General features: G+C 72.3%; 13 protein-coding genes. 7 read left to right on the top strand and 6 right to left on the bottom strand.

All coding sequences use genetic code 11. The annotated features are described in order from the left end of the window. Nucleotides 1-69: 69 nt before the first annotated feature. Entirely contained in the window at nt 70-1056 is a 987-nt protein-coding gene (locus O7621_RS20025) for a LysR family transcriptional regulator (protein WP_282230661.1), read from the top strand. 290 nt (nt 1057-1346) lie between these two features. Further along, nucleotides 1347-2846 carry a S1 family peptidase gene (locus O7621_RS20020; RefSeq protein WP_282230660.1) on the top strand — a complete coding sequence of 500 codons (1500 nt, stop codon included), beginning with the start codon at nt 1347-1349 and terminating at the stop codon, nt 2844-2846. 117 nt (nt 2847-2963) lie between these two features. On the opposite strand, the gene O7621_RS20015 is transcribed toward O7621_RS20020, so the two are convergent. From O7621_RS20015 to O7621_RS20005, 3 genes are read right to left on the bottom strand one after another with little or no spacing between them, the layout of a single operon-like run. Then, nucleotides 2964-3326 (bottom strand): DUF3140 domain-containing protein, encoded by a 363-nt coding sequence (locus O7621_RS20015; RefSeq protein ID WP_278168994.1) that lies wholly within the window; start codon nt 3324-3326, stop codon nt 2964-2966. A 24-nt stretch (nt 3327-3350) separates the two neighbouring features. Beyond that, nucleotides 3351-3542 (bottom strand): hypothetical protein, encoded by a 192-nt coding sequence (locus tag O7621_RS20010; protein ID WP_282230659.1) that lies wholly within the window; start codon nt 3540-3542, stop codon nt 3351-3353. Continuing rightward, nucleotides 3539-6067, bottom strand: coding sequence for an ATP-dependent Clp protease ATP-binding subunit (locus O7621_RS20005; RefSeq protein ID WP_282230658.1), 2529 nt, complete (start codon nt 6065-6067; stop codon nt 3539-3541). Before O7621_RS20005 ends, O7621_RS20010 begins: the two co-directional genes overlap by 4 nt. A gap of 204 nt (nt 6068-6271) precedes the next feature. Here O7621_RS20005 and O7621_RS20000 point away from each other — a divergent pair, with 204 nt between their 5' ends. The 5 genes from O7621_RS20000 to O7621_RS19980 all read left to right on the top strand — a co-directional run bounded on the left by O7621_RS20000 (nt 6272) and on the right by O7621_RS19980 (nt 11409). Then, on the top strand, nt 6272-6670 hold the full coding sequence (locus tag O7621_RS20000; protein WP_282230657.1) for a hypothetical protein: 399 nt from the start codon (nt 6272-6274) through the stop codon (nt 6668-6670). 182 nt (nt 6671-6852) lie between these two features. Further along, nucleotides 6853-7113 carry a hypothetical protein gene (locus O7621_RS19995; protein WP_278168988.1) on the top strand — a complete coding sequence of 87 codons (261 nt, stop codon included), beginning with the start codon at nt 6853-6855 and terminating at the stop codon, nt 7111-7113. Nucleotides 7114-7119: 6 nt separating this feature from the next. Further along, a complete protein-coding gene (locus O7621_RS19990; RefSeq protein WP_282230656.1) occupies nt 7120-8070 on the top strand; it encodes a hypothetical protein in 951 nt (316 codons plus the stop codon). After that, nucleotides 8063-10744 carry an FtsK/SpoIIIE domain-containing protein gene (locus tag O7621_RS19985; protein WP_282230655.1) on the top strand — a complete coding sequence of 894 codons (2682 nt, stop codon included), beginning with the start codon at nt 8063-8065 and terminating at the stop codon, nt 10742-10744. Before O7621_RS19990 ends, O7621_RS19985 begins: the two co-directional genes overlap by 8 nt. Then, nucleotides 10744-11409: a hypothetical protein gene (locus O7621_RS19980; RefSeq protein WP_282230654.1), complete on the top strand. Its 666-nt coding sequence runs from the start codon at nt 10744-10746 to the stop codon at nt 11407-11409. Before O7621_RS19985 ends, O7621_RS19980 begins: the two co-directional genes overlap by 1 nt. A 24-nt stretch (nt 11410-11433) precedes the next feature. Here O7621_RS19980 and O7621_RS19975 read toward each other — a convergent pair whose 3' ends face one another. The 3 genes from O7621_RS19975 to O7621_RS19965 form a co-directional block, all read right to left on the bottom strand. Then, complete coding sequence (locus O7621_RS19975) at nt 11434-12705, bottom strand: cupin domain-containing protein (RefSeq protein WP_282234665.1); 1272 nt, start codon at nt 12703-12705, stop codon at nt 11434-11436. A gap of 56 nt (nt 12706-12761) precedes the next feature. After that, nucleotides 12762-13040 (bottom strand): BatC protein, encoded by a 279-nt coding sequence (locus O7621_RS19970; protein ID WP_282230653.1) that lies wholly within the window; start codon nt 13038-13040, stop codon nt 12762-12764. Between the two features lie 118 nt (nt 13041-13158). Beyond that, entirely contained in the window at nt 13159-14181 is a 1023-nt protein-coding gene (locus tag O7621_RS19965) for a LacI family DNA-binding transcriptional regulator (RefSeq protein ID WP_282230652.1), read from the bottom strand. Nucleotides 14182-14502 lie beyond the last annotated feature (321 nt).

The raw sequence follows: 14502 nt of genomic DNA, 5'->3' as shown, positions 1-14502 counted from the left end.
TGATGTCGGACAACGTTTCCCGCATCGAAGGTCTTCCCGTCGATCCCGTTCTGGTCCTACCGTCACGTTATGAACCTGGAGCTGCGGCACCTGCGGGTTGTCTGCGCCATCGCGGAGACGGGAAGCGTCACCAAGGCGGCCTCCATGTTGGGGTTGGCGCAGCCCGCACTCACCGCGCAACTGCAACGGATCGAACGGACCCTCGGTGGACCCTTGTTCGAGCGCGACCGGCGGGGCGCCCGGCCGACCGCACTGGGTGAGCTGGTCCTGGCCCGGGCCCGGGTGCTGCTGCCGGCGATGAAGGGGCTGCAGGACGAAGCGGCCCGGCTGGCCGGCACGGGCAGCGTGATGAGCAGGTTCCGGCTCGGCGGGGTCAACAGCCCGATCCTGGGTGGCCTGGTACACCGGCTCGCCGCCGACCAGCCGCAGGCGCAGATCAGCACCTACGCCTCCTGGTACGTCGACGAGCTCGCCCAGATGGTGCTCAGCGGTCGACTGGACTACGCGCTCACCGGGGTGTGCGGCGACGCGACCCCGTCGGCTGAGTTCGGCCTGGCGTGGCGGGCGGTCGCCGTTGACGCGATCTTCGTCCTGTTGCCCGAGACCCACCCGCTGGCGCACCGCCCGGAGATCGAGCTCGGCATGCTCGCCGACGAGCAGTGGGTCGCCGCGCCCGGCGACGGATGCTTCGGCGACTGCTTCGCCGCCGCCTGCGCACGGGCTGGGTTCACCCCCCGCAAGATGTACGAGACCGACATCCGCGGCTGTGTCGACCTGGTCGAGTCCGGCGAGGCCGTCGCCCTGTGCCAGGCGACGTTCCGGCCGATCAGCGGGCTGGTGACTCGACCGTTGGCCGGCGCGCCGCTGCGCTGGCGGCTGTTGCTGGGCTGGCACCCGGACGCGACCGCCGCTGCCCTCGCCGACCGGGTGTTCACCCACGCCACCACGGCGTACACCGACTCGCTGGGGCGCAACCCGCAGTATCTCGGCTGGCTCGCCGACAACCCCGGATTCGGGGCGCAGAGGCTGGCCGGGTTCCCGGTCTCGGACAGCTGACCGGTCCTGCCTCTGCCCGACCGACCCCGCTCTGCCCCGACTGATCGCTGTGACGGTATGAGCCAGCTGGTATCTGCCTGCTGACATAGACCGCCATTAAGTTGGCAGCAACTCGACGTTATCCCCGAACGCCGACATCCCGGGCCCACCGGATCACCACGACCGGCGGACCATCCGAGACCCGGCCCGTCGGCGCCGGGAACGTCGGCGCCACGTGCCTCCGGCCGGCTCAGCCAGGCGATCCCTGGCCGCCCACCGGAGTCACTTCCGTTCAATCGTCAGGGGAGCAGATGAGACGAGCACTGATCGCGGCCACCGCGGCCGTTATCCTGCCACTGGGCGCGGCCGGTCTGGCCGCGATGCCCGCCATGGCAGCACCCAACGCCGGGCCGGTCGCCCAGCCGGCCGCCGACGCGGCCGCACCCGGAATGCTCGCGGCGATGCAGCGTGACCTGGGCCTTACCGCAGACCAGGCGCGGGTCCGGATCGCCAAGGAAACCAGCGCCAACAAGAAGGAAGCGATGTTGCGCGCCACGCTCGGCACCGACTTCGGCGGGGCGTGGCTGTCCCCCGACGGCGGCACGCTGACCGTGGCGGTCACCGACTCGGCCCAGACCGCCGCGGTGACCGCCGCCGGCGCGAAGGTCAAGGTGGTCGACCGCAGCGCGGCCGAACTCGACCGGGTCAAGGCCAAGCTCGACCGCACCGCAGCGAAGGCGCCGGCGACCGCCGTCGCCGGCTGGTACGTCGACGTGGCCACCAACACCGTGGTGGTGCTGGCCCGCGGCGACGTCTCGGTGGCCGAGAGCTTCGTCGCCGGCAGCGGTGCCGCGGCGGACGCGGTACGGGTCGTGCGCACCGATGAGACGCCGACCACTTTGTACGACGTCCGGGGCGGCGACGCCTACTACATGGGCGGGCGCTGCTCGGTCGGCTTCTCGGTGACCGGCGGGTTCGTCACCGCCGGGCACTGCGGCAGCGTGGGCACCGCCACCCAGGGCTACAACCAGGTGTCGCAGGGCACCTTCCGCGGGTCGTCGTTCCCCGGCAACGACTACGCGTGGGTGCAGACCAACTCGAACTGGACACCGCAGCCGTGGGTGAACAACTACAGCGGCGGAAACGTCACGGTCGCCGGCTCGGCCGAGGCGGCGGTCGGCGCGTCGGTCTGCCGGTCCGGGTCGACCACTGGTTGGCGCTGCGGCACCATCCAGGCCAAGAACTCGACGGTGAACTACCCGCAGGGTCGGGTGTCCGGGCTGACCCGGACCAACGCCTGCGCCGAGCCCGGTGACTCCGGTGGGTCGTGGCTCTCCGGCCAGCAGGCCCAGGGAGTCACCTCCGGCGGTTCGGGCAACTGCTCGACCGGCGGCACCACCTACTTCCAGCCGGTCAACGAGATCCTCTCGGTGTACGGCCTCACGCTGCGGACCGGCGGTGGCGGCAACCCGCCGCCGACCACCCCGCCGCCGGGCAGCGGAACCTGCAGCGGCTACCAGAACACCTACACCGGTTCGCTCTCCTCTGGCGGCACCCAGATCCAGCCCAACGGCAGCTACTTCCTCGCCGGCTCCGGCACCCACCGGGCCTGCCTGGACGGACCGACCAGCCGCGACTTCGACCTGTACCTGCAGCGGTGGAGCGGCAGCGGGTGGGTCAGCGTGGCCAGCGGCACCAGCCCCGGTCCGGATGAGACGCTGACCTACAGCGGCTCCTCCGGCTACTACCGGTACGTGGTCCACGCGTACAGCGGTTCGGGCAGCTACTCGCTCGGCATCACCCGGCCGTAGCCGTTCGTCTCCCGGCCGAGCCGGTCTGGCCGGGAGACGAACCGGCAGAGCCACACCCCGACGGCGGGTACCGGCAACGGGACCCGCCGTCGGCGTGCGCCAGGTGGAAGTGACTGGTCAGCCCGCCGTGTCCGCGTCGACGCGCAGCGGATCGTGCCCCAGGTCCAGCAGCGCCCGCCGCCACCGGTCGTCCGCCGCGCCCGCCGCCGGGCGGCGGGCGAGCAGGTCCCGGATCTCCTCGACGACCCGCGCCATCACCTGCCGGTCCGGTTCGGTCAGATCCACCCGCCGTTTGCCCAGCACCGCAAGTACGGCACCACCGGGTTGCGGCAGGTCGACGCCGGGTCCGACGAACGCTTGTTCGCCGGACGCCTCGGTCAGCAGCCAGTCACGCAACTGTTCCGAACTGATGTTCACGTACGCGTGGAACTCGTTCCACAACTGATCAGTGTCGGTGTCGGTACGCCGGTGCGCCGCCATTCGACAACCTCCTCACTATGACGGTCAGTCGGGGGGCTCGATGCTGCTCACCGGATCGTCGGAGTCGGCCCGGGTCTGTGTACCGGCCGGTTCCGGGCGCACATCGGTGTCCGCCAGGACGGCGCCGGGTCCGGTCCCGGTGTCCAACGGGCTGTTCCGGGCCAGCACCTCGTCGGTCTTCGCGGACTTCTCACGTTGTTCCTCAGGTTGACTCATGGTCGTCTTCTCCCTTCGGCCGCGCTGACGACATCGAACCGCAGACCACCGTCCCGCGCGTCGACGGTGACCCGTTGCCCCGCCGCCAACGTGCCGTCGAGCAGCAACCGGGACAGTTGGTTGTCGACCTCCCGCTGAATCGTCCGACGCATCGGCCGCGCGCCGAACTCCGGCTGGTATCCGGCTTCGGCTATCCAGTCGGCCGCCGCATCGGTGACCTCCACGGCGATGTGCTGGGCGTGCAGCCGTCGGCGGGTCTCCTCCAGCAGCAGGTCGGTGATCTGGCGCAGCTGCTGCTGGGCCAGTTGCCGGAAGATAATGATCTCGTCGATCCGATTGAGGAACTCCGGACGGAAGTCCTCCTGCAGGCGGCGCAGCAGGCGCTCGCGCAGGTCGTCGTCAGGGCTGTCGCCGTCCGTCCCGCCAAAGCCGACACTGCGGCCGCCGCCGGTGATCAGCTCCGAACCGAGGTTGCTCGTCATGATCAGAACCACGTTACGGAAGTTGACCGTCCGGCCCTGGCTGTCGGTCAGCCGGCCGTCGTCGATCAGCTGCAGCAAGACGTTGAACACGTCGACGTGCGCCTTCTCGATCTCGTCGAGCAGCACCACCGCGTACGGTCGCCGGCGAACCGCCTCGGTCAGCTGGCCGGCCTCCTCGTAGCCGACGTAGCCGGGCGGTGCCCCGACCAGCCGACTCACCGTGTGCCGTTCCTGGAACTCGCTCATGTCGAGTCGGACCATCCGGTCGGCGTCACCGAACAGGGCCGCCGCGAGGGCCCGGGCCAGCTCCGTCTTGCCGACACCGGTGGGTCCGAGGAACAGGAAACTGCCGACCGGCCGGTCCGGATCTCCCAGCCCGGCCCGCGAGCGACGGACCGCCTCGGCGACCGCGGTGACCGCGTCGTCCTGGCCGACCACCCGTTGGTGCAGTTCACCCTCCAGCCGCAGCAACCGGTCCCGCTCCTCCTCGGTGAGCTGACTGACCGGAATGCCGGTGGCCCGGGAAACCACCTCGGCGATCTCCTCGATGCTGACCTGGGGCACCCCGGCGCTGTCCGGGCTGCGGGCCGTCTCGATCCGCTGTTGCACCTGCGTCAGCTGGTCCCGCAGGCCGGACGCCCGTTCGTACTGTTCGTCGGCGACTGCCTGGGCCTTGTCCCGGTGCAACTGCTCGAGCTGCCGTTCCAGGTCCCGGACGTCGGCGGCCGGTGTGCGGGTGCGCAGCCGGACCCGGGCGCCGGCCTGGTCGATCAGGTCGATCGCCTTGTCCGGCAGGAACCGGTCGCTGATGTAGCGGTCGGCGAGTTCCGCCGCCGACAGCAGCGCGTCGTCAGTGAACCGCACCTGGTGATGCGCCTCATAGCGGTCCCGCAGACCGTGCAGGATCGTGATGGTGTCCGCAACGGTCGGCTCGGGTACCAGGACCGGTTGGAACCGCCGGGCCAACGCGGCGTCCTTTTCGATGTTGCGCCGGTACTCGTCCAGCGTGGTCGCGCCGACCACCCGCAGTTGGCCTCGGGACAACGCAGGTTTCAGCATGTTGCTGGCGTCCATCGACCCTTCGGTGCCGCCGCCGCCCGCCCCGACCAGGGTGTGCAGCTCGTCGAGGAACACGATGAGGTCGTCGCCGTGGCTACGGATCTCGTCAATGACCTTCTTCAACCGTTCCTCGAAGTCGCCGCGGTACCGGGTACCGGCGACCAGCCCGGCGAGATCCAGCTGCACCACCCGCTTGCCGATCAGCGTCTGGGGGACGTCCCCGTCGACGATGCGCTGCGCCAGTCCTTCCACAATCGCGGTCTTGCCGACCCCGGCCTCCCCGATCAGCACCGGGTTGTTCTTGGTCCGCCGGGACAGGATCTCCACCGCCTGCTCGATCTCCTCACCCCGGCCGACGACCGGGTCGATCGCACCCTGGGCGGCGAGTTCGGTCAGATCCTGCCCGTACTGGTCGAGGGTCGGGGTCCCGCGGGCCGTCCGCGGCTTGGCCGCACCGCCGCGTTCGGCGCTGGCGTTCTGCAGCGACCGGGGTTCGACGTGGCCGGCAGCGAGCATCCGCCCGGCGGCCGACTCCGGGTTGACCGCCAGCGCCATCAGCACGTGCTCGGGTCCGATGTAGGTCGCGCCGGTGGCCCGGGAGAGCTGATGCGCGTCCAGTAGTGCACGTTTCGCCGCCGGGGTCAGCGAGAGGTTGGCCGGTACCTCGCCCCGGCCGGCCGCCGGTCCGCCCAACTCGGCGAGCAGCCCGTTCGGGTCGGCCCCGGCCCGGCGGACCAACTCCCGCAGCGGTTGACGCTGCAACGCCGCCCAGAGCAGGTGATCGGTGTCCAGGTCGCTGGTGCCGGCCTGGGCCGCCCGCCGGGCGGCGGCGGTGAGCAGGTCACGGGCATCGCCACTCATCAGCCGGGTGATGTCGACCCGGTGCACCGGCAACCGGGGCTCGCCGCCGGTGAGAAACCGGGCCAACAGGTCCTCCCAGGGATCGGTGCCGAGCCCTCCCGGGCCGTACGGTCCGTCACTCATCTGCGCGCCCCCTCGCCGTTTCGCCCCCCGCCGGCTGTGAACCGGACTGTGGCTACCCGGGCCGCCCCGGGCCAAACGTCCCGGTCGACGAGCGACGTCCGAAACCACCCGGCACGCCGTCGAGGTAGCCGGCACGTGGGTCGGGATTGGTGTGGCCGGCCGGGGTGCCGGATCCACGGCCACGCGTGCTGGCAGGCTTGCCGGATGCGAACTCTGCTGATCGTGGACGGCGCGAACGTGGTCGGCTCCCGACCTGACGGTTGGTGGCGCGACCGGATGGCGGCGGCCGCCCGGCTGCGTGATCAACTGGTCGGCGTCGCCGACCGGGGACTCCCCGAGCTGACCGGACCGCTGGAGGTGGTCCTGGTGGTCGAGGGGGCGGCCCGTGGTCTGCCGCCGACCGACGGGGTACGGATCGGCGTGGCTCCCGGGTCGGGAGACGATCTGATCGTCGAGATCGCCGCCGAGGGCGGACCGGACCGGCGGGTGGTAGTCGTCACGGCCGACCGCCGGTTGAAGGACCGGGTCACCGGAGTGGGCGCACAGATCCACGGACCCCGATGGCTGACCGGGCAGTTGACCGGTCCGGTGTCGGACTTCTGACCGGTATTCAGCCTGAATACCTGATCCGCCACCGGCAGTTGCCCAGCTCACACGGGCTAAGCGCCGACGGCCGGACGGCCGCTGCGGAGCAGCCTATCTGCGGGACCAGACAGCCGGGCAGCAATCACCCACCAGCGGTAAGCTCTAATAGAGCCTTCCAGCCCCTTGAGGAGGTTTCGCCCGTGGCGAGTGTCGCCGAGGTCAAGTCCGCCATCGAAGCCGCGATCATGCAGGTGTCGGAGGGCCAGGCTGCCGTCCAAGCCGCCAGCGAGAAGATCGCCGAGGCGCAGCAGAGCCTGGCGGCCGCCTTCGAGGGCAGCGGCCACGAGGCGGTCGGAGCGGCCCAGGCCGCCCTGTTCCAGGCCAGCTCCGAGCTCGAAGAGTGCCTCGCCGCCACACTCGCCGCCGTCGAACAGGCGCAGACGTACTCCGCGACGCTGTAGTCACCAATGTCCCTCGCCGAGAATCTCGCCGCCCGGGTCCGGGCGGCCACCGACGACCTGCCGGTGGGCCAGCTCGCGGTCGCGGTGCAGAGGCTACGCGCCGCGACCGAGCTGCTCATCTGGGTCCGCCAGGAGTCGGCGGACCCGCTGGCGGTGCCGCAGCTCGCCGGCGCCACCGAACACGCGGAGCAGGCCGGCCACGCGATGCGGGTCGCTGCGCAGTCAGTGGACGACTACCTGGCGGCGATCGGCTTCGGCGCCGGCCCGGCATCGGGGGGCGACGGTGGGTGGCGGGCGGCGCTGGACAGCGACCGGGACCCGACGGCGGCACCGGGCGGCACCGGGCGGGCGAGCGCGCCCGCCGCGCCCGAGCTCGGCAACTGGTGGACCGCCCGGGTCGCGGAGCTGACCGACCGGGAATCCGGGGTCGGGCCCGGGCCGGACGCCGCGACCGACACGCCCGGGCCGGACGCCGCCACAGACACCGCCGAACTGCTGCGCAGGGTCGCGACGGCGGTCCGTCGGGAGGACCGGGCCGGACTGCACCGCGACCTCGCCGCGGCGGCCGCGCCGACCGGGCTGAATCTCGCCGCGGTCACCCCACCGCTGCTGCACCGCCTCGCCGGGGACCTGCTGGACCACGAGCCGCAGGCTGAGGACCTGCGTCGGCTCGCCTCCGCCACCACCCGACAGGTACGTGAGCTGCTACCCGGCATGCCGGATTCGGTGCTGTCGACCCTGCTCGCCCGGATCTGCCGGGTGCCGGCCGACGAGCGGGGCGGCGACGATCACCGGGCCGACGGTGAACAGACCGGGCAGCCCCCGGCTCCGCCGCACCCGGCCGACTCGGCGGTCGCCGGCGCGGTACTCACCGGCGTACTGCTACGGCTGCTCGACCGCGAGCCGCAGACGCTGCGCCCGGAGCAGCCCCGCCCGCTGCGGGGGCGCGATGCCTGACGCGCGGGCCGAGCTGGTAGCCGCGGTCCGTCGGGCGCTCGGTCATGCCCGGGCGGCGGCCCGCAACCGACTCGACGACGTCGAACAGGACATCGCCGCGGCGCAACAGCAGCTCAAACGGGTACGCATGGCAGCCGAGCAGGTGCCGCACCGAGCCGCGGCGCACCGCGACCGCCGGCTCGCCGACCTCGCCGAGCAGTACCGCGATCAGTTGGCGGTGACCGCCCGGCGAGCCGTCGCGGCGGTCGACCAGGCAGCGCCAGGAGCCGCCGCCGCTGACTGGGCCCGGTGGCATCCTGCTCCGGCGACGCGCACGGAAGCGCCAGGAGCTGCCCGGATCGGCCTGACCGGGCTGGCCGGAGGTCCCGCCGTACCCGCGCTCGTCGCGATCCTGGACCACGGCCACGTGGCGCTGGACGGCGCCGACCGAGCGGGGTGTGACGCTGTGCTGTCCGCACTGCTGCTGCGGATTCTCGGCCGTACCGCGCCCGGCACCGTCCGGCTGACCGGCTACGACCCGGAACAGCTCGGTGGCGGCCTCGCCGGTTTCGCCCCGCTGGCCGGACCCGGCCTGCTCACCTTCGCCGGCCCCGGTGGGTTGAGCCGGCACCTGGATGAGCTGGTCGACCACATCCGCCGGATCAACGAGACGGTGCTGGCCGGGGAGTTCCGATCGCTGAGCGAACTGGCGACGGCCACCGGCCGACGGCCCGAACCGTGGCGGATCGCCGTCCTGCTCGGCGGGCCCGGGGAGGAGCTGTCCCGGCACGAACGGGCTCAGCTGGACCGGATCACCCGCGCCGGCGCCGCCTGCGGCGTCCATCTGATCGTCCGCGGTGTCGGGCTCAGCGCCGCGCCCACCGTGACCACCGTGTCGGTCTCCGGCGGCACGGCTCGGGTCAGCGGCTATCCGCAGCTACCGGTACGGATCGACCCGCCGCCGCCAGCTGAGCTGGTCACGCGCACCTGCCGGGAGATCGCCGCCGCAGTCGCCGCCGGCCCGGTTCCGGCGGTATTCAGCGATTTGCTGCCCGAGCAGGAATGGACCGAGGCCGCCACCGCCGGGCTGACCGCGCCGGTCGGCGACAGCCCACAGGGCCGGCCGGTGACGGTGACGTTGAGCGACTATCCGCCACACGCGCTGATCGGTGGGCCGTCCGGTACCGGAAAGACCAACCTGATCTACGCCTGGATCGGTGCCCTGGCCGCCCGCTACTCCCCCACCGAGCTGGAGTTCTATCTGCTGGACTTCAAGGAGGGGGTGTCCTTTGCCCGGTTCGCGCCGGGCCGGCGGGACCCCAGCTTCCTGCCGCATGTCCGGCTGGTCGGGGTGAACGTCAACACCGACCGGGAGTTCGGCCTTGCGATGCTGAACTTCCTCGGCGCGCAACTGCGGCAGCGGGCCGACGCCGCCAAACGCCACGAGGTGACGAAGCTGGCGGAGCTGCGCGCCGAGGACCCACAGGGCCGGTGGCCGCGCATCGTGGCGGTGATCGACGAGTTCCAGGTGCTGCTCGCCGGCAACGACGCGCTGGCCACTGAGGCCGCGACGTTGCTGGAGGACCTGGCCCGGCGGGGCCGGTCACAGGGCATCCACCTGATCCTGGCGTCCCAGGACGTCTCCGGTATCCAGGCGCTGTGGGGGCGTACCGCGCTGATCGCCCAGTTCGCACTACGGATCGCGCTACCGAAGGCGCGCCGCGTCCTGCCGGAGACCAACACCGCAGCGGAGTCACTGCCCCGCCATCACGCCGTGGTCAACGCCGAGTCCGGGGCAACGGAGGCCAACCAGATCGTCCGGGTTCCGCCGGCCAGCGACCGGGACACCTGGCAGGAGCTGCAACACCGGCTGTGGCGACGGCGGCCCGCCGACCTGCCCACGCCGCGGCTGTTCGACGGCGACGTGGTGCCCCGGCTGGCCGAGGCACCGGACTACCAGGCGCTGGCCGTCGACGGCGACGGGCCGCGCGTGCCGGTGGCGTTGCTCGGCGAGACGATCGACGTACTGGCCCGCTCCGCCCGGCTCAGCCTGGCCCGGGCACCCGGACGCAATCTCGCGGTACTGGGCACCCGGGTGGACGAGGCGTGCGCCCTGCTCGACGCCGGTGCCCGGTCGCTGGCCCGGCAGTACCCGCCCGGCGCGGCGCGGTTCGATGTCGCCTGTCTGGATCCGGACGCGGAGGCAGCCGCCCACCGGCTACACGCGGCGTTGCCGGCTGGCACCGGACTGTACGACTTGGATACCGTCGGCGGGCTGCTCGCGGACACCGCCGACCGGCTCTCCCATGACGTGCTGGACGGTCCGGTCCGCCCGCACTTCCTCGTGCTGTACGCGGTCGACGCCGCCGCCGGGCGGCTGGCGGCGAAGTTCGCCGGCCGCTCCGGCCTGGACCGGCTCCGCCGGGTGCTGCACCTCGGGCCGGAGCGGCACACCCACGTGCTGGGCTGGTGGCGCGGGGTGGCCCGGATGCGCGACGATCTCGGCGGGGTCGGCTCACGGACCGACCAGATTGGCGCCTGGGTGGCGTTGGACGTGCACGGCTCCGATCTCGGACCGCCGCTGTACCCCCGGGCCGGCGGCCCGGCCTGGTATCCCCGGCCGTGGCGGGCACTGTTCTTCGACCGGACGGTGCACCGCAGTGCCGAAGTCATCATCCCGTACGGGCTGCCCTGATGGACGCCTCCTACCCCGAGCTGATGCGCCGGCTCGCCGAACTCGCCGCCGCGCTGCAGAACCGCCGGGACGAAGCGCAGCAGTGGTACGCGCAACGGTGCGACAGCGCGCAGACCGCGGTGGCCGAGGTGGAGGCCGACCTGGCGGAGCTGCACCACCTCCACGATCAGGCAAGCCGGGAGCTGGCGGACGTCGACCGGGCGGCCGCCGACATCTGGACCGAGGTCGGTCACCGGTTCGGGCCGTTGGCCGGACGGCTCGGCGGCCTCCCGCCGCCGCTGCCGACGCCTCCGGGTACCGCCGTCGACGACGATCCGGAGCACTGGCTCGCGGCCGCCCGTGCTTTGGTCGAGCGGTCCAACGACGTGGGCCCCCTGCCCCGGTCGGCGTATCCGGTGCTGGCGGTGTTCGGCGCCGCCGGCGCCGCCGCCGCGTTCGGGCTGTCCACCGCCGCGCGGTGGGCTGGCCAGCGCTACGGCGGCGACCTGGCGGTCGGGATGCCGGTGATCGCGCTCGTGGTCACCTTGGTCGGTCCGCTACTCGGGCTGGGTCCGGCTAAGGCGCTGGCCGACCGCCGGCACGCGGTGCTCGACCTGCGTACCGTGTCGATCGTCCTGGTCGCCGGCCTGGCAGCGACCGCCGCCCTGCTGACCGGGCTGGGCTGACCCGCCGACGCCCGGCCCCGGTGGTCAGTCGGCGACCGCGACCGCTTCGCGCAGCAGACGGCGGGCCAGCACCAGCTGGTCGGCGGTGGTGTCCAGCCCGGGCAGATCACCGACCCGGACACCGGCGGTGTCCAGCACCGTCCGCAGGGCCGGGAGGCACCTACCCGGAAACTCCACCGTACGGTCGAAGATCTGCAGGGTGGCCCGGTCGTCCGACTGCGAGGTGAGCCGCCAGCGCAACCCGGGTCGGCGGCGGATGACGTCGTCGACGGCCAGCGTCCGGATCCGGTCCGCCTGCCGCAGTGGGGGCAGTGGGGCCGGGCGGACCGCCGACCAGGCCCGACGGCGCATCCGCGCCGCGACCTGGTTGGGCTCGACGGAGGCCAACCAGTCCCGCAGTACCGCCACCGTTGCGCTCAGTTCCGAGGTGATACCGGCCGGTTCGCCCGGGTCGGCGCCGAACGGAAGCGAGGTGCGCAGCCGGGGCTCGGTCACGGCGAGCTCGAGTAGCGCCTCGACCAGCGAGTAGCGGGTGAACGCGCGGACCCCGACGGTGAGGTGGATCGAGCTCTCCTGCTGCGCGGTGGCGCTGTGCAGCCAGCCTCGGGGCAGGTAGAGGGCGTCGCCAGGGCCGAGCACGACGTCCAGCGCAGGTGCGGCCTCGGACCGGACGGCTACCTCGTCGGCCCGGCCCGACCAGGTCTGCTGGGGCAGCGGATCGATCAGTACCGGTTCGTGCACCCGCCACCGCTTGCGGCCCTCGGTCTGCAGGACGAACACGTCGTGGGTGTCGTAATGGGTGGCGAACCCGCGGCTGCCGGCCGGGGTGAGGTAGGCGTTCGCTTGCAACGGCTGGCCCAGTGTGGTGGACAACTCGCCGACGAACGAGATGATCGGTGGCCAGAGCCGGTGCAGGCCCTGCAGAACCAGGGTGGCTCCGTCCGCGTACAGGCCCAACACCCGCTCATCGAGCACCTGGTCGTCGATCTCGGCACCGGCGCCGGCACCGCCGGTGTAGGTCGGTTCCGCGAACACCTCGCCGTCCCGGGCCACCCGGAGGAACGGCGTACGCAGGCCGTGCCTGCTCAGCAGTTGGTCGGCCGCGGGGCGATCGAGCAGATCGGTGAATCCGGCGGGGCCGGCCAGGTCGACGGCGCGGGACAGCAGCGGTCTACGCCCCCAGTAGACAGCCGCGAAGGTCGCCGGGTCCACGGCAACGCACCGGGTCAGCGCCGTCGGGCGGCGCGACGGGTCCGCACCGCCCGGCGGGCCCGGTGACGTCGCGGCGAACCGCAGGTCGGGGAGTCCAGGCCCGCCGGTGCCGGCACCGCGTGACGCGGTGGGCAACTGGGTCAACGCCGGTTCGCCCCGCCGTCGGCACCACCGTCGCGCCCAGCCGGATTCGCCCCACCATCGGCCGGGCCCTCCTGCGCCTTCGGACCAGCGCCGCCGTCGGCACCACCGTCGCGCCCAGCCGGATTCGCCCCACCATCGGCCGGGCCCTCCTGCGCCTTCGGACCAGCGCCGCCGTCGGCACCACCGTCGCGCCCAGCCGGATTCGCCCCACCATCGGCCGGGCCGTGACCCGCTGCGGGCCCGGTGCTGCGGATGTCGTCGTCGTCGAGTGTCATGGCTGCCCCCCTGCGGGTCGGTCGACACGCGCCGGTCGCGCGCCGGCACGGTCCTGCCTGCGGGTGGTACCCAGGGCGGATCGTCACTAACCTCGCATGCACCCGGACCGGCTGAGGACTACAGCTCCTGGTGCGGCGCGCAGCTGTCCCGCACGACCAGCTCGGTGGCGAGCTCCACCCGCGGTGTCTCCAGCGGCTCCCCCTGCGCCAGACGCAGCACCGTGCGCGCTGCGAGCAGCCCCATCTCGGCCAGCGGCTGGCGCACCGTGGTCAGCGGCGGCGACGACCACTGCACCTCGGGCAGGTCGTCGAAGCCGACCACGCTGACGTCGTCCGGGACCCGCAAGCCGCGTTGCCGCAGGGCCTCGTAGGCACCGAGGGCCATCTGGTCGCTGGACGCGAAGATCGCACTGGGTGGTTCGTCGAGGTCGAACAGCGCGGCCGCGCCGGCGAAGCCGGACTCATGGTAGAAGTCGCCGGGAACGACATACTCGGGACGCAGCGGTATTTCGGCCGCCTCCAGCGCGGCCCGGTAGCCGTCGAGCCGGGCCCGGCTGCACAGCAGCCGGGGCGGACCGGCGATGAAGCCGATCCTGCGGTGCCCCAGGGAGATGAGGTGTTCCGTCGCCCGCAGTCCGCCGGCCCAGTTGGTCGCCCCGATGGTGGGAATGTCCAGGCTCGGCACGCCGGCCGGGTCGACCAGCACCATCGGAACGTTGAGCCGTCGCAGTTCGGTGTGCAATGGCGGAGCAAGTTCGCTGGTGACCAGGATGACACCGTCGGTGGCCCGGGTACGCAGGTTCTGCAGCCACTGCCGGGTCGACGCGGACCGGCGGTGGATGGCGGAGACGACGGTACCGACCCCGGCGGCGTGCGCGACGTCCTCTACGCCGCGGATTATCTCCACCGCCCACGGGCTGTCCAGGTCGTTGAAGACCAGATCGATGAGGCTGGCACCGGCGCGGGACCGGGTCGCCCGCCGCCGGTAGCCGTGCCGACGCAGCAACTCCTCGACCCGTTCACGGGTCTGCGGGGCGACGTCGTTGCGACCGTTCAGCACCCGTGACACGGTCGGCACGGAGACACCGGCTTCCTGAGCGATCGCGGTGATCGTGATCCTGCGTCCTTCATCGACCGTCACGTCAGCAGCTCCTTCGTCGAGGCTTCAGCGTACGGCCGAACCTTCCGCCAGCCGGTCCGGCTCCGTGCGCCGAGTCCGGGCCCTATCTTGCCGCAGTTGGAAAACGCTTGGCATCGACCCGGCCGACAGTGTGTCGCCGATGCCGGCGAGCGGGTCGGCCACACCACCGACCGGAACTTTCCGGAAGATCTGGCGGCGGTAGCCCAGACGGTAGCCGGATGGGGCGCTTGCGGCCCCTACGATGCGGGGAGCATACCCGGACACTGCCAGCAAACTGTGGGACGCCGGATCTCGACGGGGCGGTAGGTTTCCGGAAACATG

Source organism: Solwaraspora sp. WMMD937 (assembly GCF_029581175.1).
In the GTDB taxonomy this organism is placed as follows: domain Bacteria; phylum Actinomycetota; class Actinomycetes; order Mycobacteriales; family Micromonosporaceae; genus Micromonospora_E.
This window is presented reverse-complemented; position numbering and strand designations above follow the sequence as displayed.